The sequence below is a fragment of the Microcoleus sp. genome, assembly GCF_049646505.1.
Lineage (GTDB): Bacteria > Cyanobacteriota > Cyanobacteriia > Cyanobacteriales > Microcoleaceae > Microcoleus.
This window is the reverse complement of record NZ_JBARVX010000082.1, coordinates 1-21,940: the sequence shown is the minus strand read 5'-3', so window position 1 is coordinate 21,940 and position 21,940 is coordinate 1. Positions and strand designations below refer to the sequence as shown.

The following is a 21,940-nucleotide window of genomic DNA, read 5'->3' as shown; positions in this document are numbered from 1 at the left end:
GTCATTAGGGGCGGTGCCAAGAGTGCCCGCCCTCAAGCGTCAACAGTCAACAGTCATCAGTCATCAGTCAACAGTCAACAGTCAACAGTCAACAGTCAACAGTCAACAGTCATCAGTCATTAGTCATCAGTCAACAGTCATCAGTCAACAGTCATCAGTCAACAGTCAACAGTCATCAGTCAACAGTCAACAGTCATCAGTCAACAGTCAACAGTCAACAGTCAACAGTCAACAGTCAACAGTCAACAGTCAACAGTCAACAGTCATTAGTCATTAGTCATTAGTCTGCATCGGAAGACTTGGCTTTTGTAGCGTCAGAATTTATTCTGGCGCACTTTTGCTTGGAAAGCGAAATTAGATTAAAATAAAGGCACAATCAATACTGTCATCTACAATATCTGGCTTAATTATGGCACTCAAACTTCATGTTCCCTCTATTGTCTGTTCCGGCTGCGGTGATACAATTACTAAAGCTATCCAAACTGTTGAATCCGATGCTAAAATCGATGTAGATTTAGCAGCCAAGACTGTTACAGTTGAAGCCAAAGCCTCGGAAGAGTCAATTAAACAGGCTGTGGTTGCTTCTGGTCACACTGTCACGGAAGCTTAATATTGGGATAAGTTGGGGAGGGCGGGTTGATAAAAATTCTGGAGGTGTACTGTCAACTGTCGGTGAACCCGCCCCTACAGAAATTAGGATTACCAATTACCAATTACCTTTTTGCGTAAACCTTAATTAAGGTTCTTCGTCTAAGTGTTCGGCGACGGCTCGGTACAGTTCCAAAACGTGTCGATCGAGTAAACTATAAAAAACTTGTCTCCCAACTTTGCGGTAACTTACCAACCTCAACGCCCGCAACGCCCGCAACTGATGCGATACCGCCGATTCGCTCATGCTCAAAGCCGCCGCCAAGTCGCACACGCACAGTTCTTGATTTGACAGCACAGACACCAGCCGCAGCCGGTTCGCATCTCCCAAAAGACTGAAAAATTCTGCCATCCGCTGGGCTTTTGCGGTGTTGAGGACTTGTGTTTGCATTTCCTCGGCCCGCAAGTTGTCAACTAGGTGCGGTCGATCGCACGTTGGTGTATCGTTTTGTTGGTCAGGCTGACCTATCGCTCCGTTAACAGCAGACTTCGGTGACATCTCGACCCAGGCTTGTTTTAATTCTCATTTTCATTTTAGTGCGATCGGTCAATCTTTTGTAACAAAACTTTTACAGTTACTTGCTTGACTTATCTCTGAATATGTGTTCATATATTGGTACAGACAAACAAATCCACCAGGAGAATCTCAAATGACTACAGCCACCCAAACAAAATGTGCTTGTCCTTCATGCGCGTGCGCTGTCAGCCCCAGCGATGCCATTGAAAAAGACGGCAAAACATACTGTTCCACAGCTTGCGCTGACGGACATCCCAACGGCAAAGGCTGCGGCCACGCCGGCTGCGACTGCCACAAATAAATATTCTGGTTCACAAAAGATCGAAACTCCAAAATCTATCTAAAGGGAGATGCGAATAGCGCATCTCCCAATTTTTTTGCTTTTTGGTTAAAGAAAAGTTAAGATAAAGCTAAATTAAGGTTAAGACTGCATTAATAGACTAAATACGAAGCGAGAAAGTATAATTCCTACTTACGCCAAATCCTAATGACGCACCCCTCTTTATGATGCAGCAAAAGTGCGTCGCTACCGAATCGTTGCAAATAGACAGAATTGTCGATGGCGACGCATCCTACTTTTGCGAAGGAATAAAGGAGTATCATACCCAGATTTGGTATTAAGCCATACAATAGAAGCAAGTTAGCGTCGCGATACTGAGTACAAATAGTGCTATTAACAGCAGAGACCGAACCAAAAGTTGAATACCAAAAGTTTAATTAGGAGGGCCAATGAAAGAGCGGGAAGATTTTTTGCATCCTCGCAATCGCTACTACGGTGATTTCACGCCAGAAAACTTGGCTTTTAATGCCAACTTGCAGGAGTTTGCTCAAAAAATAACTTATATTTGCTCGCTGGAAACTGGAGGGAAAATTAGCGCTGAGAAAGCCTATAAAGATATTAAGATGCTTTGGAAAAACTTAAAATCCTCTAAAAAGCAATTGGGAATTGGCCAAAAACCTCCCAGTGACGATGAGGACAATCCACCTTAAAGAAATTAGGAGACGGCAGTGCCGTCTCCCTACCCAAAATAACATTGTAGGGAGACGGCAGTGCCGTCTCCTCTATCATGTCTGAGTGCAACCAGAATTGATATAAAATGTGCACCCAGCAAGTCTATGGTTTAGGAGTTGGTACAGTTTCTCCTGCAAACGGAGTACAATTGCCGCCGAGGCCAGAAACAATCGCGCAAGTATTAGTTTTCAGCATCCCTTGATATGTATCAGCACCGGTACCGGGGCCACCCAACTCGTCGCTATAAAGTTCCTTGTCCGAAATTTTGACATTTGCCTCCCTCGCTACAGTCTCCATTAACTTCGGATTAGTAGTCGTTTCCGCAAAAATTGTCGGCACTCCTGCGGTCTTAATTTCTGAGGACAATTCCGCAATTCTGGCTGCGGTAGGCTGTTCCTCTGTCGTCACGCCCTGCAAAGCTCCAGCAATTTCTAAGCCGTAAGCATTGGCATAGTAACTCAGTGCATCGTGAGTTGTGACTAATTTGCGTTTTGAGGCGGGAATTGTCGCAATTTGAGCTTTAATCCAAGTATCTATTTTTTGCAAATCATCTGTTAATTTTGCCGCATTCTTAGTATAAAGTTGAGCATTTGCGGGAGCCATTTTTTTCAATTCATCGCGAATAGTTTCTACCATGCGGATGCCATTTTGAGGGTTGTGCCAAACGTGAGGATCGGGGACTTTTTCACCTTCTGCATGGGGTTCGCTTCCCGCTTTCTCTTCCCCGTGTTCGTGTTCGTGTTCGCCCATTAGCGGTTTGGGAACGGCGAGCTCGTGTACGGCGATTTTGGGCGCGAGATTGCTGCTGGATTTAATTAATTTGATGATGCTTGGTTCGTGGTTGTAGCCGCCGTATAAAATCAGATTGCCCGTTTCAATGGCTTTGCGGTCTTCCGGCTTGGTTTGGTAGGCGTGGGGGTCTTCTCCGGGCTTAATTAGACAGGTGGTGTCGATCGAACTTTGGGCTATTTCCTTCGTTATATCGCAGATAACGCCAGTCGTGGCGACGACTTTCGGCAAGTTGGCGGCGGGACTCTGAGGCGTGGAATTGCGCGCTTGGGGGGTTGAAGTGCACCCAACCAGCCCGAAACCCATTGCCAAAACCGCCGCAGCCCACAATCTGCGGGTTTTTCCAGCCAAATTATTTAACATTTTCACCTTTGGAACGATAATCGTTATTGCTTTTTCGAGTTATCCTATTCTAGTAGCTACGAACAAGAATCGTTCTCAAAATCATAAATTATGTTAGAAGTGCAAGACTTGGCTGTGAATTATCGAGGAATTTCGGCCCTCAACAGCGTGAATTTCCAGTTAGAGCCCGGACAAGTAACGGGGGTGTTCGGGCCCAACGGCGCGGGGAAAAGCACGATGGTGAAAGCGATGCTGGGATTGATCCGGGCCAGTCGGGGTTTGGTGAAATATCAGGGGCGGCTGCTGAAGGAACAGTTGTCGCGGGTAGCTTACGTGCCGCAGCGATCGCAAATAGACTGGGATTATCCGATTACTGTGCAAAATGCGGTAATGATGGCGCGGACTGTCCAGACTGGTTGGTTTCGCAGCCCCTCGAAGCAGTCGCAGGAATTGGTGAAAACTGCTTTGCTGCGGGTGGGAATGTGGGATTTGCGATCGCGGCAAATTGGCGAACTTTCCGGGGGCCAGCAGCAACGGATATTCTTAGCAAGGGCGATCGCCCAACAAGCCGATTTATTCTTTTTCGACGAACCCTTTAATGCGATCGACAAAGCAACAGAAGAAATTATCTTCGATATTTTTGCCGAACTCAAAGCCGAAAATAAAACCTTGCTAGTAATCAGCCACGACTTAAGCGAAACCTCAAAAAAATACGATAATTTATTGTTACTCAACAAGCAATTAATTGCCACTGGTTCCTGCCGGGAAGTGCTGACTGCTGCTAATATCCACAAAGCCTATGGATACGATTTAAGCTTAGTTTCCGCGTGACACAAATTGAAATATTCTAACCGTAGGGTGCGTCGCTACGAGATTGTCAATTTCCCTTGATAATTTTTCAATAGCGACACAACAGCTAAATCCGCTGCCGAACATCCGTTAAATCCCGTACATTGCTCGTTGCCGACCTTCCTTCCTCTATAAATGTTAAACATACTAATCGAGCCGCTCAAATTCGAGTTCATGCGAAATGCGATCGCCGCCGGCATTTTGTTAGGAATACTCTGCGCCGTAGTCGGCTCCTACTTAATTGTACAGCAAATGGGAATGATGGTAGACATGATAGCCCATTCAGTATTAGCAGGACTGCCCGTTGCTTTTTCTTTAGGATTCAATATTTCCATCGGCGCTTTTATCTCAGGAATTATCAGCGCCGCAATCATGGCGTGGATTCAATCGCAATCGCGCCTAAAAATTGATGCAGTTATGGCATTAATCTTGTCAACATTTTTAGCAATTAGCGTCACGCTGATTAGCCTGTTGCGGACAACCAAATTAGACTTAGATGGGTTTCTGTTCGGCAATATCCTGTCAGTTGCACCCGCTGACGTGCAGCAGACTTTTATCATAACTGTGATAATTTTGGCGGCGGTTAAAATCTTTTACAAAGAACTGCTATTCTATACTTTTGACCCTTTGGGAGCGCAAGCATCAGGTTTGCCGGTAAACTGGATTTACCTGGGAATGATTTCGGCAATTACCCTGACAATTGTGGCGAGTTTGCAAACTGTGGGGGCGCTGTTAGTAATTTCGCTGTTAATCGGGCCTGGAATTACGGCGTATTTGTTGGTAAAAGAGTTACATTTAATGATGGGATTGGGAGCAATTGTTGGAATTACAGCTAGTGTAACTGGGATGTATCTCAGCTATTATTTGAATATGCCGTCTGGTGCGGCAATTGTATTAGTTGTGTTTGGATTATTTTTGGTTGCTTTGCTGTTCAGTCCCAGTCAAGGAATTTTGACAAGAAAGAGAGGATAATAGTCCTATTCAGTGTAAACATTTTGATAAATCTCGCTGCTAGCTGAGTCTAGATCCCCCTAAATCCCCCTTAAGAAGGGGGACTTTGATCATATCCGGTTCTCTCCTTTTGAAGGAGAACTTTGATATTTTCCGGTTCCCCCCTTTTTAAGGGGGGCTAGGGGGGATCTGGGCCAGTCGTCAAACAAGAAAGTTATTACTACGTTTGACAGTAAGTTGACACCAATGCTTTTCAACCCGCCCTGCAAATATGCGTTTTTTACCAGAAAGCAACTGTCAACTGTCAACAGTCAACTGAAGCTTACTCAGCTTGACAATAGGTTTCATAAACCCCATCAAGCAGTAAATTAAGGGCAGAAGTTGCTTTCTCAGCAGCTAACAGTGCTTCCTGTTGTGCTTCTTCAGTTTCACAAACCTGTAACAAAGCTTCGCGAGTGGCTTCGGAGTGGAACTCGTCGGCTTTTTCGTGAACTTGAAAGAAAGATAAAGCTGCTTGTGAATCGATGCCGTAAAATTCCTTTAAACCAGCGATTTTAGTTGTGGAAACTTCGGGGATTTGTGCTTCGTAAGCGTAGAGGGCGGCTAAACCTTTGGCGGGAGATTCGCTGCGCGCTAAGTCTTTGAGAATGCGGACGGATTCGGTGGTTTTTTCTAAGTGTTCGCGTTCGAGAACTGCATTTCTGTCTAAACCCAAACCTTCGGCAAAGCGCAGCCACAGTTCGGGGTGATTTGCTGCACCTCTCTCTTCTTCTATCAGGTTTTCGAGGAGCATTTGACGAATTTTGATGTCGTCGCAGGCGGCGTGGGTAGCGCTGACGTAGGTGGGGAAGTTGTGGACTTGCAGGTAGTATTCTTGTGCATATTCTTGCAGCATTGCGATGTCGAGTTTGCCTTCGTTCCACATTTGGTAGAACGGGTGTTTCAGCAGGTGGTTTTGGTCGAGAATGCTGTTGAGTTGTTCGAGAAATTGCTGTTTGTTCATAATTGTCGATCGCCCTTGAGGATAGTGCAGCCACTAAAATGTTATAGTAATCTAGGATTTTGTAAAGAGCAAGTTTTTGATTGTTTACGTTTTTGGTTCCCTAGCGCGATCGGCCGAATCCTTTGCCGCGCATAGACTTTGACCAAACCAGCAATTCGCCGCCGCAACCACCGCCCGCGAGAAATTGACCATCGGGATGCCATGCGAGACAGGAAAAACCGCCCTCTGCACCTTCGAGAATTTGCAGCAATTGTTCTGCTTCATCCCACAAACAAATTTGTCCGTCTGCGGCGGCAGAAGCTAATAAAAATGTGGTAGGTTGAAAGGCGATCGCACTTACCACATTTTCATGCACCTCTAGGGCCCAACCTTCCCAGCCGACACTTTCATCAGCATCTCTTTCCCAGACGGAAATGCCTCGTGAACTCGCAGCAGCCAACAAAGGTGCACCCAAAGAATTAGTTTGATCCGACCAAGCCAACTCCCGAACCTTCCCCGGAAAACCCTGCATTACCCACGGTTCCAAATTACCCCATTCACTAACAATTAGGGTATTATCCATATTACCGCAGGCTAAATATTCCCCTGAAGGCGACCAAGCAATTGCACCAGTTACAGACGGTACCGATAAAATTTCAGGGTCTTCGTCCCAGTCTTCGCCACTCCAAACTTTAACACCTTTATTGCCGCTAACTGCCAGGTATTGAACAATCGGATGCCATGCTAAATCCAGAATAGATGATGAGTCGAAATTCAGCGTTACTTCCACCACATTATCATTAGCATTCCAGACTTGAACGCATCGGCCCATACTGAAAGCTAACTGATTGCAGTTCGGACTCCAAGCTAATTTGTCAACCCAGACGCGCTGGTTATCCAAATTAGCGATTAATTTCCCAGAATCAACACGCCAAATTTGCACTTTTCCTTCTTGTCCGCCCGCAGCTACGAATTGACTGTCGGAGGAAAAAGCTAAACAATTTATTGAATGACCAGTTTCTATTTGCAATGGCTGCAAGGACAATTTATTCATGGCTGCGACATTTCCTAGCATCACTTCTCCGGCGGCGGAACAGGCTGCAAAATTTTTGCGATCGGGCGACCAAGTAATAGCAGTTATATAATCAGATAGAATTTTTTTGCCATGAAGTTCCAGCATTAGTTCATTTTTGCTTTTGTCATGAATTTGGAATGATTTAACCGCAGAGACCGCAGAGAACACAGAGGAAGAGAAGAAAGGGATGAATAATTCTCATCCCACTTTCAATTTAGATTAAACCAGACACTTACGGAAATCCTCTGTTAATTGAGTGGCATTTAAGTTGCGGCCAATGAATACGAGTTCATTTTTTGGAGTTTCGGTCGGTTTCCAGGCTCTATCTGGTCTGCCATCAAACAGCATATGCACTCCTTGAAAGACAAATCTCTTATCTTCGCCAGACACATTCAAGATGCCTTTTGTCCGAAAAATATCCGTGCCTTGAGTTCGCAACAATTCGCCGATCCAATCGCTAAATTTGTCCCCATCAATAGCACCGGATTCTACTATTGCTATTGATTTTACACTTGGATCGTGTTCGTGAACGTGTACGCCCAAAAAGTCGGGTTCAATTTCTAAGGCCCGGTTCAAATCAAATGCTTTGACGCCCAACAAAGCATCTATTTCTAATTCAGCATTGCGAGTGCAGTGGATTTTTGCCATTGCATTCATGGCACGAATGCGCTTCTCTAATTCTGCCAATTCTTCCGCAGTTACTAAATCTGTTTTGTTGAGCAAAACCACGTCGGCAAAAGCAATTTGTTCTTGAACTTCCTCCGCATCCCAGTGCTGCCAAACGTGCTTGGCATCGACTACGGTGACAACTGCATCTAGCAGCATTTTATCCCGCATATCTTCGTCTACAAAAAATGTTTGAATTACCGGGGCGGGGTCGGCTAAGCCTGTGGTTTCGATGACTATGTGGTCGAATTTTTCTCGACGCTTCATCAAGTTGCCAATAATCCGAATTAAATCTCCTCGGACTGTACAGCAAATGCAGCCATTGTTCATCTCGAAAATTTCTTCGTCGGCATCAATTATCAGTTGGTTGTCGATGCCTACTTCGCCAAATTCGTTGACGATCACTGCAACTTTTTTGCCGTGTTCCTGTGTTAAAATGTGATTCAGTAGCGTAGTTTTGCCTGCACCCAGATAGCCTGTGAGAACTGTCACGGGAACTGATTCGATCGCTCTAGCAGTCACCATACTTGACCTCAATTGTGAAATGATAACCATTATCGGTATTTTATACCATACAGGCTGGCAGTAGCCACAATATTAAATAATGTTAATAAATTGTTCGCGAGAGCCTGCCGGATTGTGCAGGTGGTGGCAAGAAACCCGGTTTCTACGAGTTTTGGGATGAGTCAAGAGAAATCTAGGAAGAAACCGGGTTTCTGAGGCGTGCGTTACTAATGACAATTAATTGCTAATCATAGCTGCAATTCGATCGCGCTCCAACTCTCTTCCGATCAGCACTAATTTGGTTTGACGGACTTCGGAAGGTTGCCAAGGGCGATCGTAAAAATATTCTATACGATCGCCCACACCTTGCAACACCATCCGCATCGGCTTCTTGGGAACCGCCACAAACCCCTTAATCCGATAGATTTCTTCCTGCTGCATCAAGGCTTTCAGCTTTTTCACCAAAGCTTCCGGTTCAAATTCGCGATCGGCAATAAAGAAAGTCGAGTTAATATCATCATCGTGCTCGTGTTCCTCCTCCGTGTCGTGGTGACTGGGGCGGGACTCCAAATCATCCTCAACCGCCGCATTAAATCCCAACAGCACATCAGGGTTAATTTCGCCACCCTTAGACGCAACAATTTTTACACTCGGACGCAACTCTTGCTGCAACCAGGTTTGAACTTTCTGTTGAGTTTCTTCGTTTACGCGATCGACCTTCGTTAACAGTACCATATCAGCACAGGCCAACTGGTCTTCAAACAATTCCTCGATCGGAGTTTCGTGATCCAAACTATCATCAGCCTGCCGCTGCGCCATCAAAGCATCGATATCGCCCACAAAATTACCGCTAGCAATAGCTTCGCAATCAACAACAGCAACCACACCGTCAACAGTAGCGCCAGTGCGAATTTCCGGCCAGCGAAAAGCTTGAATCAAAGGCTTAGGAAGTGCCAAGCCCGAAGTTTCAATTAAGATACAATCAATCTTATCTTTGCGCTTCAACAACTCCTGCATAGTCGGCAAGAATTCCTCTTGAACAGTGCAACAAAGACAACCATTTGTCAGTTCAACAATATTGCTGCTGACAGTTTCTTCTTCATCGCAAACTTGGCAATCGCGCAGCAACTCTCCGTCAATTCCGATTTCGCCAAATTCATTAACCAGAACAGCAATGCGGCGACCTTGATTGTTTTGCAACAAATGGCGAATTAAGGTAGTTTTGCCGCTACCGAGAAAACCAGTGATAACCGTAACAGGAATTTTGTGCATTGATAATTTTGGTGTTGTTGGTGAAGTGAAATCTCTCGTTCCCAGGCTCTGCCTGGGAACTCTTCAGTCCGCGAAGGCGGACTTCGTTTGTGTAGTCGCGGTTTCAACCGCCGACTCTTATCTCTAATTCCCCAGCGGCGGAATTTTAGCCAAAACGCCTTTTTTCAGAGCTTGAGGACGCTCTGACCAAGGCAACAAACCATCCGGTTTAGCATAGTATTGACCCGCACATTCCAGTACAGCCTCGATGCTTTCCGGCTCATTTGCAGGCAAATCACCAAATAGATAAGTGTACTTTCCAACAGCAGCAAAAGACACAGCACAAGAGTGACTGCAAGCACTCATGCACTCAACTTCTTGAATCTCAAATTCTTCAGAAAACTCCCAATTTTTAGCGAGTTTCGACAAATCTTCCATAAATTGTTGGCCGCCGCTTTTACCTTCGCGCTTGCCGTCTTTCCAAACACTCGCGCAAGCAGTGCAAACAAACAGACTGTGCTTTGTGCGTACAGCCGCATTAATTCCATCCATCATCCGTACCTCGCAGATGCGTTCAAAAGTGAGTTAGATATCGGCGGGCATTCTGACTTGAGAAACAACCAGTGTTTCATTACAGTTGCGGGACAGTGCCGGACTTGCACCGAACTTTCCCCGTTTCCTCTAGCGGCTGCTCCCCGCTAGAACCGATCGCAATTTCAAATCTTACCACACTTGCCGCCCTTTTTCCAAAAAGTTATCTTGGTAAAAGCAAGTTTTAATATTTGCACACATAAATCAACCCCGTTCTCAGCAAGGATTTTAGTGCTGACATTCCAACCTTTTAAGGACTGAATTCCTGTATAATGATAAGTACGATCGTCCGAGGATGTACTATGACGGCATTAACAGAAATCCGCGAACAAGTAGTTGAAGAAAAAGTTGAGGAAAAAGTACATACTTATTACTCTCCCGAAGAGTATTTAAAGCTGGAAGAAACCGCAGAATTTAGAAGTGAATATCAGGATGGTAGGATAATCCCTATGACAGGCGGAACACCAAATCACAATCAAATAGCTCTTAATTTGAGCGGTACCCTGAATTTTGCTACGAAAGGACAACCGTACCGAGTATTTATCAACGATTTGCGTTTGTGGATACCGTCGAAGCGGGTTTATACTTATCCTGATGTAATGTTGGTGGCGGGGAAATTGGAGTTTGCTGAGGGTAGGAAAGATACGATTACTAATGCGGTGATGGTGGCTGAGGTTTTATCGCCATCGACGGAGGATTATGACAGGGGCGGCAAGTTTAAGCTTTTCCGTTCTATTCCTAGTTTTCGAGAGTATGTTTTGATCGATCAATACGAGATGCACGTTGAACATTTTTGCAAGACGGATGATAATAAGTGGATTTTGTCTGAGTATGATGGTGCTGATACGGTATTACAATTGAGTTGTGTGGACTTTGAGATGCGGTTGGGTGATATTTACGACCGCGTGGATTTTGAATCTGAGTCTGAGGACTAAAGCTCTACTAGAACTAAAATCTCGGAAGCATTATGAAATCTGAAAATTCGGCTATTACCTACAGCGCATTCCAGGTTGATGAAGTACACACTCTCCTAGCCGGGTTTCTTGTGCGCTTCTCGCATCATTACTGATTCTGTTCTGTGAAACCAGGTTTCTCGCTCTCTAAATCTACATGGAATATGCTGTATAATATCTGTCAAAAAAGGGTTGTGACGCTTTGCTGCGAAGCAGAATAAAAACTGGAATTGATGGGTGCAAAAATCCTTGAGTATTTAGACAAAACTTATCTTTAAAAGTAATGAGAAATATCTGATATTTAAGCTGCGGGGACTTACAGCAATTGTTTGACTGCGCGGTGTAACAATCGGGAAATATTTCACGTATCTACTTCTGCTTGGTTGGGGTTAGTGAGGGAAGAAGGTCAAGTTATATCATTTCCGGTAACACCGTCAGGTGATGTTGGCGGTACGACTGTTAACTGTTAACTGTTGATGGTTTGAACAATACCGATACAACCGAAAACGATATGATATCAATTCCTGTTGCGCCGTCAGATGACTTTGACCGTCAACAGTCAACCGTCAACAGTCAACCGTACTTGATTGACTAATGACTGATAGCGGCTAGCGGTTCCCAACTTGTCGCATCTTCAAATAAAGCTTGATACCCGGCTGCATTCGGATGCAGCCCATCTGCAATCAGGCGCGCTCGCCACCAATCACTGCCCCGATCGAGCCATTTATCAAAAATATCTAAATAGGGAATTCCCCGCAACTCACAAGCTAATTTCGTTGCTTCTTTATAGCGATATTGATTCCCATGACTGTAGTACAAACAATCTTGAAAAGGCATTTTACTTTCATCCACCGGTACCATCCCGACAAATATCACCGGACAAAGTTGTTGGGATAGGTTTAATAAATTATCCAAAACAGTTTTAAAATGTTCAAAATCTGTGTAGCTGCGCCCGGTAGGCGATTGCACTCTCGCCGAATCGTTGAGACCGACAGAAAGAATAATCGCATCCGGGACGCGGTTTCTGAGTTCTCCCCGGTGGCGAAACTCGTTTTCGAGCCGCTGGGCGACTTGATAGGTGCGATCGCCCCGAATGCCCAAATTGTATAAAACGTGTCCTGCACTCTCAGGTAACATCCACTGGCGCCGCAATCTTTCTACCCAGCCACCGCCTACACCGTCGCCAAAACCGTAGATTAAACTGTCGCCGAAAGCAACCAATTTCAGGGGATGAGAATTTACCCGATGCAAGTGACCAAAAGAATAGGCTGTTGCTGCCTGCATAAGCAATGATACTCAGTTAGTAATTTATGAATCTTGACATAGTAAACTAGAATGTAACATTAGATAAAGTAGGTAATCTCATGGCTAATAAGCGTCCACCCTTCGATTCAACTCAGCTAACCCGTCGGGCTGAAGAGTTGATCGCTGCTGCATCCAACCGCTATCGGATTACGGTGCAGGTGGCGAACCGCGCAAAACGCCGCCGCTATGAAGATTTTGATAATGACGACACTCAAATGATGAAACCTGTAATGCGGGCGATATTTGAGATGTCGGATGAAATGACTCAGCCGGAAATTATCGGAGATATCTAGACTTGGCAAGTTTTGAGTTTTGAGTGGTGAATTGCTACCAACTTTTGTTAACTCAAAACTCAAATTTTATCTTAATCTAGATTGGCGCGGTGGGGAAAATTCGGTTGATTTTATATACGCAAGCTAGAAACCCGATCGCACTCTTAAAAAACGCTTTTTACACTCGTCGGGATGCGACCAACTCGGTCGGTTTTCCTAATTCATCAAGTCAGAAAATAAAATTCTGATGGCGGGTGAAATTATGCAAGTATTCTATATTTGAAATTGTCAAAACAGTGAAAAAACAATTAAAGCTGGGCTTGAGTTTTCTGTTCGTTACTTTGATTGTGGCGATTTTCACGCTTTTGAGTTGGGTATTGGAATCGGGCGAACTGAGTATGTCGGCTTTGGAACCTCTGCTGCTGCGGAGTTCTGAGTCTGCGCCGGCGCTGCGGGTTGCTCAACAATCTGAGCCGCAGCAGGTGAGGGCGCAAGATGCGTGGAAGTTTGTGTATGAAAAATTGCCGGATTTGCCGATCGAGAATAACTACATTTCTAGGGAAACCGGAAAAGTAGATCCAAACAATACTTTAGTCGGCCGCTTGATTCGATATCACGTCTTTGTCAAAGGAAGGCCGCCGAATTACCGCTTTGATTGGAAGTTGAGTTTAGCTGACTATCTGGGGGCGACTCCCGATTATTTGGTGGAAGACGTGTATCCGGGAAAGGATGTTTTGCGGTCAAATCCGATGGAAGGCGATCGCGCTGCTATTCAAAGTTTAAATAGAGTACAGCGGGATGCTTTGGTTCAAGCTTTGGTTGATGTTTTTAGTGGGAATTCAGGGCAAAAGTCCGTACCGGCGGCGGGGGGAAAACCACAAGGGCGATCGAATTCGCCGGAAATCACGCAGCCGCAGCCGGGAGATGCGAAATTGCTGGCACCTTAATATTTTATTGCCGATCGAATCTAGCTTAAACATCGCCTTTATTTCTTAGTCCGCGGAGGCGGACTTTGTTTGACCAAAAGCGGTTTCAACCGCCGAACAATCTCTAAAACCAAAAATCTAAAATCTTTGAATGGTGGAACGTGTAATCAAGACGGGTAGCGGCTGGCGTTTGGGATGGAACCCGGAGGCGGAGGAGTTTCGGGGTTTGGTGGCTGGGGAGGGTTGGGCGATCGAACTCACGGAGGCTGAGTTAAACGATTTTTGCCGATTGTTGGGACAGTTAGCCGACACCATGAGTCAAATGGCCTCTGAGTTAATGGATGAGGAAAAAATTGCCATTGAAGCCGAAACCGATTTGTTGTGGGTGCAGGTAGAAGGCTATCCCGAAGCTTACAGCCTGCAGTTGATCTTGAATGCTGGCAGGAGGTGCGAGGGTTTTTGGCCCGCGGCTGCGGTTCCGAGTTTGCTGCAGGCTGCAAAAGTTTTAAAAGTTTTTTGACTTTTTCTGAGATTTCATGCTAAGCTATTAAAGCTGTCGGGGCGTAGCGCAGCTTGGTAGCGCACTACTTTGGGGTAGTAGGGGTCGTGGGTTCAAATCCCGCCGCTCCGATTGTAATGAAACCTTCTCTTTGAGGAGGTTTTGTTGTTTTGAGCTAAACCGGCGGAATCCCGCGCGCGATACCTCTGTTCCGGTTGGTGTGGCGATCGATCCGGCTGGTCATTCGATTTGAGATTTGAGATTTTAGATGCTCCCGATTGATTCGGCGGATAAATTCGGGGGCTTGTAAGCTGTTGTGCAAATAAACATTGTATATTTCGACGATCCATCAAAAATCTTCTCCTCCTCTCCCCCTCTCCCCCTCAATTACCATACACAATTGGGATGCACAACAGCTTACCGCCTTTGAAATTCTTTGTTACCCGGATTTGGTATTAGATAAAGCATATTCCCTGTAGATGTAGAGAGAGAGAAACCGGGTAACAAAGAACAGAATCAGTAATGATGCCAGAAGCGAACAAGAAACCGGGCTAGGAGAGTGTGTACTTCATAAACCTGGAATACGCTGTATATTTTATGATTCTGTATGCTGATGAATTTAATTGAAGAAAATTAGAGAATTAATTACTGAGAATTATTAAATTTTAGAGCTAAAAATCCCCAATCTCAAATCTCAAATCTCAAATAAAATGACGCCCGCTAAAGTTTCCCAGCAGTACAAAAGCACTTTGTCGGGAAACCCGCGGGCGTCAGAATCAAGCAAGCTTAAATCTTAGAAAAGACCCAGCGTGAAAGATTTGTCGATCGGGAAAATAGCACCAATACCCAACCACAGAGTTACCGCAGTTCCCAACAGGAAGACTGTAGTAGCAACAGGGCGGCGGAACGGATTTTGGAACTTGTTAACATTCTCGATGAACGGAATCAAAATCAAGCCGACGGGAATACCGGCCATGCAAGCAATACCCAACAATTTGTTAGGCAAAACGCGCAGAAGTTGGAACACCGGCCACAAATACCATTCCGGCAGAATTTCTAGCGGAGTAGCAAAAGGATTGGCAGGTTCGCCAATCAAAGCCGGGTCAAGTACAGCTAAACCGACGCACAGAGAAATTGTTCCCATGATCACGATCGGGAAAACGTAGAGCAAGTCATTGGGCCAAGCTGGTTCGCCGTAATAGTTGTGACCCATGCCCTTAGCGAGTTTAGCGCGTAGCGCCGGATCGCTCAAATCTGGTTTTTTGAGAATAGACATAGTAAGAGTGTTCTCCTTTTATTTTTACCCTGGCTTGGCATCCTGCTGTATTCGTTAGTCTGAATCAGCGCCGCGATCGGGCTGTCAATAAATATCATGAGTGATGAATTCTGAATTTTCAACCCAAAATTCAACGGGGGGCAAAAAAATATCGCCCCTACAACTCAAAACTTACAACGGGCCCGAAATGCCTTGCTTGCGAATCATCAAGAAGTGAGCCAGCATGAAGACTACAATCAGCCAGGGCAGCACGAAAGTGTGCAAGCTGTAGTAGCGAGTCAAAGTGCCTTGACCGACGCTGGCACCGCCGCGTAGAAGTTCTGTCAGCAAAGAACCGACAACCGGGATGGCTTCGGGGACACCGGAAACGATTTTAACGGCCCAGTAACCGACTTGATCCCAAGGCAGCGAGTAGCCTGTCACGCCGAAGGAAACGGTGATGACTGCCAAGATTACTCCTGTCACCCAGGTTAATTCGCGGGGCTTTTTGAAGCCGCCGGTCAGGTAAACCCGGAAAGTGTGCAAAATCATCATCAGTACCATCATGCTGGCAGACCAGCGGTGGATGGAGCGGATCAGCCAGCCGAAGTTGACCTCGTTCATCAGGTATTGCACTGAAGAAAAAGCTTCTGCTACCGTAGGACGGTAATAGAAAGTCATGGCGAAGCCGGTAGCAAACTGGATCAGAAAGCAAACTAAAGTAATTCCGCCCAAGCAATAAAAGATATTTACGTGGGGGGGTACGTACTTGGTAGTGATGTCGTCGGCAAGCGCCTGAATTTCCAGGCGTTCCTCAAACCACTGGTAGGTTTTTGAGTCTGTGATTTGTTTAGAAAACATGGAGCCAGAATTCCTAAAAGAATATTGCTGTGGTTGAGGTAAGCGGGCAGCAGCCACAATGTTTTTTTGTCGCCCCGCCCCGATCGGTTGGCTTGAACTGGCAAATAGTCTCAGCTATTTAAAATTTTGGAGCTGAGGAAAGGAACTCTCTTGTGCGATCGCCTGCAAGCCCTGGGAAACTAAGCGGTCGCTTGTCCCTACTCGCTGGCGTTCCCCGATCGAATTCCAGACTATGATAAAAAATGTAACATAATTGCTGTGCAGAATTCATGGGCGATCGCTTTTGTCTTCGTCTCAAAGTGCATTTTGTGCAAGCTCAACATCCGCCCCAACCCGGCAGACAGCCAAGAGCAGAGCCCATGACCCCAGTCCGAGTCGGTCAGCGGGTGCCTCGGTTGTAAATTTTAATATTCATGATAAAACTTCACTGTTTGGGAAATTAAATGTTACATTAAAAGAATTTTTTGTTCGCCGCGGACATTTGACCCGGACATTTGACGAATCCTGAATGCCTGGGGGAGAGTGGACAGCGCAAAAGCTTAAAAGCTTACAAATTAAAAATACGTCAGATGCAATACTTGTCTATCTTTTACAGAAAAATCATGCACAGACGAGTTTTCCAGACAGCAATTGTACTGTTGCTCCAAGTCGCCCTGGTTCTAGGTGGGTGGGCGCAGCCGGCAGCGGCGCTAACTCCAGAACAGCAGCTATTGAACGAAGCTTGGCGAATTGTCAACCGGTCTTACGTGGACGACAGCTTCAACAACCACAACTGGTGGTCGATCCGCGAAAAAGCCGTCAAGCAGCCGCTCAACGATCGCGAGCAGACTTACACGGCGATTCAGGGGATGCTGGCGAAGCTCGACGACCCTTTCACTCGACTGCTGAAACCCGAACAGTACCGCAGTTTGCAGGTCAACACTTCGGGTGAATTGACTGGTGTGGGGCTGCAAATTGCGATCGACTCGCAGACAAATACCCTGACAGTCGTGGCTCCTTTGGCCGATTCGCCCGCAGATCGAGCCGGCATCCAACCGCTCGATCGCATCCTGAAAATTGACGGCACTCCCACCTCAGAATTGAGCTTAGACGAGGCTGCAACTCGAATGCGCGGCCGCATCGGCACTGCTGTTACCCTCACCGTGGGGCGCGAAGGAAGAGACGCTCCTGAAGATATTGAGTTAGTGCGCGACCTCATTGAACTCCACCCGGTTTACGCCGAATTGCAGTCCGGGCCAGACAATTTACCGCTGGGCTACATTCGCTTGAGTCAATTCAGCGCTAACGCCACTGAGGAAGTCGCCCGCGCGATCGACAGTTTGGAAAAACAAGGAGCCGCCGCCTACATTCTCGATTTGCGGAACAATCCGGGCGGACTGTTGCAAGCCGGAATTGAGATTGCGCGTCTGTGGCTCGATTCCGGGACGATCGTCTACACGGTGAACCGACAGCGCACTCTCGGCAGTTTTGAAGCCTTTGGAGGGGCTTTGACTGCCGATCCGCTAATTGTTTTGGTCAACAAGGGAACGGCCAGCGCTAGCGAAATTTTGGCTGGTGCGCTGCAAGATAACGGCAGAGCTCAACTCGTGGGCGAAAAGACTTTTGGCAAAGGGCTGATTCAGTCTTTGTTTGATTTGTCTGACGGTTCCGGGTTGGCGGTGACAGTTGCTAAGTACGAGACACCGAACCACACGGATATTAACAAATTGGGGATTGTACCCGATCGGGTAGTGCCGCTACAGTCGATTGCGCGCGATCGAATCGGCACCGAAGCAGACTTGCAATATCAAGCTGCAATCCAACTGTTGAAAGAAAAAACCGTGATGGCCAAGTCATTAGTCAGCAGTAAGTAGTCAGTTGACTGTTGGCAGTTGACTGTTGCTAGTTGTCAGTTGCTAGTTGCTAATTGCTAATTGCTAGTTGCTAAGTACACGGACAGAAATATTTACACAGATATAATTTTGCAAGGCTCACAGGAAGAGAATTTCAGATTCTATTTTGTGCAATTAATTTTGTCCGTGTACTTAGTTGTTAGTTACCAACAGCCAACAGCCAACAGCCAACTGCCAACTGCCAACTGCCAACTGCCAACTGCCAACTGCCAACAGCCAACAGCCAACTGCCAACAGCCAACTGCCAACTGCCAACTGCCAACTGCCAACTGCCAACTGCCAACAGCCAACTGCCAACAGCCAACTGCCAACTGCCAACTCCCTTAAGGTTAAGGTTGCGGGGTAGATTCCTCGGCTTCTGGTGCCGGCGGTTCCTGCAAAATCACCGGACGCTGCTGGGGATCGACTCGATTGCTTTGCTCTTGCATCACAGTTTTAGCAAGACTTGGGTCAAAGTAGCGGTTAAAGTCCGATCGCGACTTATCTACTCGTTCTTGAGTAAGATTGACTTCCGCTTTAATTTCCTGCAACTTTTCTTGTACGGCTTGGTAGTGAGGCCAAAGCTGAATCACAGCAGAAGTCGCACAGACTGAAAGTACCATGTTGACTGCTAGTTTAACTCCTGTTTCGGCGGCGAGCGTTTGGTGAGGGTAGGAACGCTGGCGACGGCTGCTGCGACGAGAAGCAACCCGAGGGGGAGTTTTTACAGGACGCAGTGGGGTAGCGGTAGGTTGAATCGCTTGCATAATTTTTTTCAAATACCTGAGACTGACGTTTTAGAGTACAAAAGAGCAAATTCGGAGCTTAACGCACACCCGACTCGGTTCGTGACGGTGATTGGGGCCCAAATTTTTGAGACTGGGTGACGCCTGATTGCGGAATTTCCCCATAAAAATGCCTGCCCTTACAGTTTCCTCTTGCTGACCACAAACAATCTACCCCACTGCTGCTGCAATTGTCTGTAATTTTGAGATTTAACTGTAAAGGCAGGCATCTTGCGGTTCGCGACTGGTGTCTCGAAACTACTTGTACAGTTCAGTAGACAGCCGGAAAGCCAAGATTCCGGGAATCAAAGCAATTACGAGCGCTACGTAGACTTGGGTATCTGTTAAAGACATAATTCGGAAAACTCCTTTTCGCGGGCACGAGCTTTCACTAATTTGAGACAAATTGGCGCTTTTGGGAATCATTTGTTACAACTTGAAATATATTTGGTGCGTTTGGGCAGATGGGGAGAGCGGGGAAATGCGCGATAGTGGGAGATGGGGAGACGGGGAGTCGGGGAGTCGGGGAGTCGGAAAAATCTTTAAGCTTGACTTCTCGGCTCGATATCGATCGGTTAAATCCGTTGAATCCGCTAGAACATTCGTTGCCGAACTTCCTTTAGTGCGATCGCCTGCGACAAATTCACCGCACTAGGTTAAGATAAGTGAAGGTGACACTCATTTTAGATAGAGCCGGTGATTTGCACTGCGCTCTTAGCTTGCAAATCTTAGGTGCAGAAAATAATTAATGCTAGATCAATTTTTTGACGCTGCCCCCAATTTGGGAGCTGACAATTTTTTATTATTGCTAGTGTTAGTGGCTTTGGAGGCTGTACTTTCCGCTGACAACGCGATCGCCCTGGCGTCTATTGCTAAAGGTTTGGAAAGTCCCAAGATACAGCAACAGGCTCTCAATATCGGTTTGATAATTGCTTTTGTACTGCGAATTTTACTAATTTTCATAGCGACTTGGGTGCTCAAGTTCTGGCAGTTTGAACTGCTGGGAGCACTCTACCTGCTGTGGCTAGTTTTCCAGCACTTTTCCTCAGAACCTGGCTCTGACGGAGAACATCACGGGCCGAGATTTTCGTCTCTGTGGCAAGCAATTCCAGTGATTTGTCTGACGGATTTAGCATTTTCTTTGGATAGCGTTACTACTGCGATCGCAATTTCTGACGAAACTTGGCTCGTGGTGACAGGTGCCACAATTGGAATTATCACCCTGCGATTTATGGCGGGGTTGTTCATCCGCTGGCTGGACGAGTTCTTACACTTAGAAGATGCTGGCTACATTACAGTTGGCTTGGTGGGAATGCGATTGTTGCTGAGAGTAGTTAACGAGGATTTAGTACCTCCCCAGTGGTTGTTAATTACCAGTATCACCCTGCTATTTGTGTGGGGATTTTCTAAGCGCACTCCCGAAGCGGTGGAGATTGCAGAATCTCAGACAACAGCTCTCAATCCAAATGATTCAGAAGTTGTATTGCCGGAATCGCCAGCACAGAAGTCCGAAGTTTAACTAGACACCATATTCTATGTACAGCGTTTCTCCTTAATGTGCGGTGCTCTTCTTCGATCGGGTATGGAGTACCCGATCGCTTTTGCGTACTTCACAACGCTTGAAAACCGCTATAGATATAGAAACTGGGGTTTTTAGAGTGTTCGGCTTGTCAACGCATGGGCGATCGGTAAACCCCGTTTCTGGGATCGGCTGTAATACCATTTTTCTAAAGATATGCTACTACCCCCCCCACTCCCCCCCGAAATAAGGGGGGGTTGGGGGGGTAATATCTAGCGCTACTTTATGAAATTGATATAACGCATTTAAATTATACGTGCTGCGCGCAGTCGGAGCAACGGCCCGCTCATTGTTCGATCGTTTTTTGACAGATAATTTAAATGCCGCAACAGCTTGCTGCACCAACATGGAATCTGCTGTATTACCTGCGTGCGATCGACCATTATTCGCCTGTATGGCAGCTTCGCGCCCGACGATCACGCTAGCGCCATCCAAAAGAGTACCACCAAAGTCAGACTCATCACGCCCACCAGATGATCGAACTCCTCAGCTACACGCGGCAGAGCGATTGCTAACCGTTTAATAACAAAAACATAAATCAGCCAACCAATAGCGATCGTTGCCAGTGCTTTGATTGTATTCTCAATCGTATAAGCATCTAAATACACCACATTTGCGATAATTAGCCCGCTAATTAAAAGTGCGATCGCCGGCCACAATCCAGGCTGGACTTTCTGTTTTTCTCCACGCGGTATAAAGATAAATTTGGCAAAGGATATAGCTGTACCAACGGCGGCAATCTTCATCGGGATTACCTGCCAAGGTACTAGATTTTTGATCGTCAATGCTTTGGCCCCAAATCCTACCAACAAGGGAAAGCCAGAAATCGACAGGCTGGCGATAACCAAGGCAATCCAAAGGTTAGGATCTATCGGTTTATATCGCAGTTCTTTGAGGTTCCGACTTGGTAAAGAACCTGAAATTAAAAATAGAGTTGATTTAACCAAACCGTGAGCCAGCGCGTAAACTCCACCCACTGCCGGTGCCGCCAAGACAAACCCTAACTGCGAAATTGTGTGAAAAGCCAGCATCCGTTTTGTATCTTTTTCAAAGACGGCATAGCAGATTCCCATGAGAGCCGTCGCTACGCCCAAAATCCTGACGATATGATTGATATCATCGGAAATCAAAGCACAGCGCAACAGCGGTAAAATACTAGCTTTGATGACAATTCCTGATAGTAATGCTGAGACTGGGGTTTCTGATTCAGAGTGAGTTAGCGGCAGCCACAATCCCGATACAAAAATTCCCCCTTTAATCAACAATCCTAGAAATATCAGGGCTAAAGCTTCTGGCGGCGAACCCTTTAAACCCTCAAAACCAAAGGACTTATGAGTTTGATAGACTAGCACAGCGCCCACCATATAAAATAGCATGGCTATGTTGGTGATAAATAGATAGCGCAAACCTACCCAAAGCGAGCGATCGGTGCGAGGATAGGCAATTAACAGAAAAGC

The 21,940-nt window shown here is 46.2% G+C and carries 29 protein-coding genes, 1 tRNA gene and 1 riboswitch; of the genes, 15 read left to right on the top strand and 15 right to left on the bottom strand.

Translation table 11 applies throughout. The features are described from left to right. Together WBA89_RS04480 and WBA89_RS04475 are read left to right on the top strand one after the other, a co-directional pair. A partial coding sequence (locus WBA89_RS04480) for a hypothetical protein (protein ID WP_424404326.1) occupies positions 1 to 277 on the top strand: 277 nt, incomplete at its 5' end. Between the two features lie 132 nt (positions 278 to 409). Continuing rightward, a complete protein-coding gene (locus WBA89_RS04475) occupies positions 410 to 610 on the top strand; it encodes a heavy-metal-associated domain-containing protein (protein ID WP_424404325.1) in 201 nt (66 codons plus the stop codon). A gap of 126 nt (positions 611 to 736) precedes the next feature. Here the strand turns inward: WBA89_RS04475 and WBA89_RS04470 are convergent, their stop codons facing one another. Further along, positions 737 to 1,147 (bottom strand): ArsR/SmtB family transcription factor, encoded by a 411-nt coding sequence (locus tag WBA89_RS04470; RefSeq protein WP_424404324.1) that lies wholly within the window; start codon positions 1,145 to 1,147, stop codon positions 737 to 739. A gap of 151 nt (positions 1,148 to 1,298) precedes the next feature. On the opposite strand from WBA89_RS04470, the gene WBA89_RS04465 reads away from it, so the two are divergent. Next, positions 1,299 to 1,466, top strand: a complete 168-nt coding sequence (locus WBA89_RS04465; RefSeq protein ID WP_424404323.1) for a metallothionein — start codon at positions 1,299 to 1,301, stop codon at positions 1,464 to 1,466. Between the two features lie 428 nt (positions 1,467 to 1,894). After that, the gene (locus tag WBA89_RS04460; RefSeq protein WP_424404322.1) at positions 1,895 to 2,155 is read left to right on the top strand and encodes a DUF7219 family protein; all 261 of its coding nucleotides are present in this window, start codon (positions 1,895 to 1,897) and stop codon (positions 2,153 to 2,155) included. 124 nt (positions 2,156 to 2,279) lie between these two features. Here WBA89_RS04460 and WBA89_RS04455 read toward each other — a convergent pair whose 3' ends face one another. Further along, complete coding sequence (locus WBA89_RS04455; RefSeq protein WP_424404321.1) at positions 2,280 to 3,329, bottom strand: metal ABC transporter solute-binding protein, Zn/Mn family; 1,050 nt, start codon at positions 3,327 to 3,329, stop codon at positions 2,280 to 2,282. 90 nt (positions 3,330 to 3,419) lie between these two features. Here WBA89_RS04455 and WBA89_RS04450 point away from each other — a divergent pair, with 90 nt between their 5' ends. Together WBA89_RS04450 and WBA89_RS04445 are read left to right on the top strand one after the other, a co-directional pair. Continuing rightward, entirely contained in the window at positions 3,420 to 4,139 is a 720-nt protein-coding gene (locus tag WBA89_RS04450) for a metal ABC transporter ATP-binding protein (RefSeq protein ID WP_424404320.1), read from the top strand. Between the two features lie 153 nt (positions 4,140 to 4,292). Continuing rightward, the gene (locus WBA89_RS04445) at positions 4,293 to 5,129 is read left to right on the top strand and encodes a metal ABC transporter permease (protein ID WP_424404319.1); all 837 of its coding nucleotides are present in this window, start codon (positions 4,293 to 4,295) and stop codon (positions 5,127 to 5,129) included. Positions 5,130 to 5,430: 301 nt separating this feature from the next. Here WBA89_RS04445 and WBA89_RS04440 read toward each other — a convergent pair whose 3' ends face one another. The 5 genes from WBA89_RS04440 to WBA89_RS04420 form a co-directional block, all read right to left on the bottom strand. Continuing rightward, positions 5,431 to 6,111, bottom strand: coding sequence for a CADD family putative folate metabolism protein (locus WBA89_RS04440; protein ID WP_424404318.1), 681 nt, complete (start codon positions 6,109 to 6,111; stop codon positions 5,431 to 5,433). Positions 6,112 to 6,211: 100 nt separating this feature from the next. Then, the gene (locus WBA89_RS04435; RefSeq protein ID WP_424404317.1) at positions 6,212 to 7,333 is read right to left on the bottom strand and encodes a WD40 repeat domain-containing protein; all 1,122 of its coding nucleotides are present in this window, start codon (positions 7,331 to 7,333) and stop codon (positions 6,212 to 6,214) included. A gap of 51 nt (positions 7,334 to 7,384) precedes the next feature. Beyond that, entirely contained in the window at positions 7,385 to 8,356 is a 972-nt protein-coding gene (locus tag WBA89_RS04430; RefSeq protein ID WP_424404316.1) for a CobW family GTP-binding protein, read from the bottom strand. A 216-nt stretch (positions 8,357 to 8,572) separates the two neighbouring features. Then, complete coding sequence (cobW, locus tag WBA89_RS04425; RefSeq protein WP_424404315.1) at positions 8,573 to 9,607, bottom strand: cobalamin biosynthesis protein CobW; 1,035 nt, start codon at positions 9,605 to 9,607, stop codon at positions 8,573 to 8,575. A 123-nt stretch (positions 9,608 to 9,730) separates the two neighbouring features. Beyond that, positions 9,731 to 10,141, bottom strand: a complete 411-nt coding sequence (locus WBA89_RS04420; protein WP_424404314.1) for a DUF1636 family protein — start codon at positions 10,139 to 10,141, stop codon at positions 9,731 to 9,733. Positions 10,142 to 10,163: 22 nt separating this feature from the next. Further along, positions 10,164 to 10,310, bottom strand: a riboswitch (cobalamin riboswitch). Positions 10,311 to 10,479: 169 nt separating this feature from the next. Between WBA89_RS04420 and WBA89_RS04415 the strand changes: the two genes are divergently transcribed. Both WBA89_RS04415 and WBA89_RS04410 read left to right on the top strand, forming a co-directional pair. Then, positions 10,480 to 11,112, top strand: a complete 633-nt coding sequence (locus WBA89_RS04415) for a Uma2 family endonuclease (RefSeq protein WP_424404313.1) — start codon at positions 10,480 to 10,482, stop codon at positions 11,110 to 11,112. A gap of 347 nt (positions 11,113 to 11,459) precedes the next feature. After that, on the top strand, positions 11,460 to 11,600 hold the full coding sequence (locus tag WBA89_RS04410; RefSeq protein WP_424404312.1) for a hypothetical protein: 141 nt from the start codon (positions 11,460 to 11,462) through the stop codon (positions 11,598 to 11,600). 121 nt (positions 11,601 to 11,721) lie between these two features. Here WBA89_RS04410 and WBA89_RS04405 read toward each other — a convergent pair whose 3' ends face one another. After that, positions 11,722 to 12,414, bottom strand: coding sequence for a GDSL-type esterase/lipase family protein (locus tag WBA89_RS04405; RefSeq protein ID WP_424404311.1), 693 nt, complete (start codon positions 12,412 to 12,414; stop codon positions 11,722 to 11,724). Between the two features lie 80 nt (positions 12,415 to 12,494). On the opposite strand from WBA89_RS04405, the gene WBA89_RS04400 reads away from it, so the two are divergent. The 4 genes from WBA89_RS04400 to WBA89_RS04385 all read left to right on the top strand — a co-directional run bounded on the left by WBA89_RS04400 (position 12,495) and on the right by WBA89_RS04385 (position 14,264). After that, a complete protein-coding gene (locus WBA89_RS04400) occupies positions 12,495 to 12,728 on the top strand; it encodes a DNA-directed RNA polymerase subunit omega (RefSeq protein WP_194065453.1) in 234 nt (77 codons plus the stop codon). Between the two features lie 275 nt (positions 12,729 to 13,003). Beyond that, entirely contained in the window at positions 13,004 to 13,654 is a 651-nt protein-coding gene (locus WBA89_RS04395; protein WP_424404310.1) for a hypothetical protein, read from the top strand. Between the two features lie 130 nt (positions 13,655 to 13,784). Beyond that, on the top strand, positions 13,785 to 14,153 hold the full coding sequence (locus tag WBA89_RS04390) for a DUF1818 family protein (protein WP_424404309.1): 369 nt from the start codon (positions 13,785 to 13,787) through the stop codon (positions 14,151 to 14,153). Positions 14,154 to 14,190: 37 nt separating this feature from the next. Further along, positions 14,191 to 14,264: transfer RNA gene (locus WBA89_RS04385), tRNA-Pro, on the top strand. Positions 14,265 to 14,925: 661 nt separating this feature from the next. Here WBA89_RS04385 and petD read toward each other — a convergent pair. Together petD and petB are read right to left on the bottom strand one after the other, a co-directional pair. Then, on the bottom strand, positions 14,926 to 15,408 hold the full coding sequence (gene petD / locus WBA89_RS04380) for a cytochrome b6-f complex subunit IV (RefSeq protein WP_424404308.1): 483 nt from the start codon (positions 15,406 to 15,408) through the stop codon (positions 14,926 to 14,928). Positions 15,409 to 15,579: 171 nt separating this feature from the next. Next, complete coding sequence (gene petB, locus WBA89_RS04375; RefSeq protein WP_424404327.1) at positions 15,580 to 16,248, bottom strand: cytochrome b6; 669 nt, start codon at positions 16,246 to 16,248, stop codon at positions 15,580 to 15,582. A gap of 602 nt (positions 16,249 to 16,850) precedes the next feature. On the opposite strand from petB, the gene ctpA reads away from it, so the two are divergent. Next, complete coding sequence (gene ctpA, locus WBA89_RS04370; protein ID WP_424404307.1) at positions 16,851 to 18,101, top strand: carboxyl-terminal processing protease CtpA; 1,251 nt, start codon at positions 16,851 to 16,853, stop codon at positions 18,099 to 18,101. A 178-nt stretch (positions 18,102 to 18,279) separates the two neighbouring features. On the opposite strand, the gene WBA89_RS04365 is transcribed toward ctpA, so the two are convergent. The 3 genes from WBA89_RS04365 to psaM form a co-directional block, all read right to left on the bottom strand. Continuing rightward, positions 18,280 to 18,444: a hypothetical protein gene (locus tag WBA89_RS04365; RefSeq protein WP_424404306.1), complete on the bottom strand. Its 165-nt coding sequence runs from the start codon at positions 18,442 to 18,444 to the stop codon at positions 18,280 to 18,282. Between the two features lie 25 nt (positions 18,445 to 18,469). After that, positions 18,470 to 18,886 (bottom strand): hypothetical protein, encoded by a 417-nt coding sequence (locus WBA89_RS04360; RefSeq protein ID WP_424404305.1) that lies wholly within the window; start codon positions 18,884 to 18,886, stop codon positions 18,470 to 18,472. A gap of 276 nt (positions 18,887 to 19,162) precedes the next feature. Beyond that, positions 19,163 to 19,258 carry a photosystem I reaction center subunit XII gene (gene psaM / locus WBA89_RS04355; RefSeq protein WP_015174804.1) on the bottom strand — a complete coding sequence of 32 codons (96 nt, stop codon included), beginning with the start codon at positions 19,256 to 19,258 and terminating at the stop codon, positions 19,163 to 19,165. Positions 19,259 to 19,385: 127 nt separating this feature from the next. On the opposite strand from psaM, the gene WBA89_RS04350 reads away from it, so the two are divergent. Together WBA89_RS04350 and WBA89_RS04345 are read left to right on the top strand one after the other, a co-directional pair. Continuing rightward, the gene (locus WBA89_RS04350) at positions 19,386 to 19,559 is read left to right on the top strand and encodes a hypothetical protein (protein WP_424404304.1); all 174 of its coding nucleotides are present in this window, start codon (positions 19,386 to 19,388) and stop codon (positions 19,557 to 19,559) included. A gap of 93 nt (positions 19,560 to 19,652) precedes the next feature. After that, positions 19,653 to 20,423, top strand: coding sequence for a TerC family protein (locus tag WBA89_RS04345; RefSeq protein ID WP_424404303.1), 771 nt, complete (start codon positions 19,653 to 19,655; stop codon positions 20,421 to 20,423). A 222-nt stretch (positions 20,424 to 20,645) separates the two neighbouring features. On the opposite strand, the gene WBA89_RS04340 is transcribed toward WBA89_RS04345, so the two are convergent. Together WBA89_RS04340 and WBA89_RS04335 are read right to left on the bottom strand one after the other, a co-directional pair. After that, the gene (locus tag WBA89_RS04340; RefSeq protein ID WP_424404302.1) at positions 20,646 to 20,918 is read right to left on the bottom strand and encodes a hypothetical protein; all 273 of its coding nucleotides are present in this window, start codon (positions 20,916 to 20,918) and stop codon (positions 20,646 to 20,648) included. Then, positions 20,900 to 21,940, bottom strand: a 1,041-nt coding sequence (locus WBA89_RS04335) for a cation:proton antiporter (protein WP_424404301.1), incomplete at its 5' end; no start/stop codon positions are given. The genes WBA89_RS04340 and WBA89_RS04335, both read right to left, overlap by 19 nt.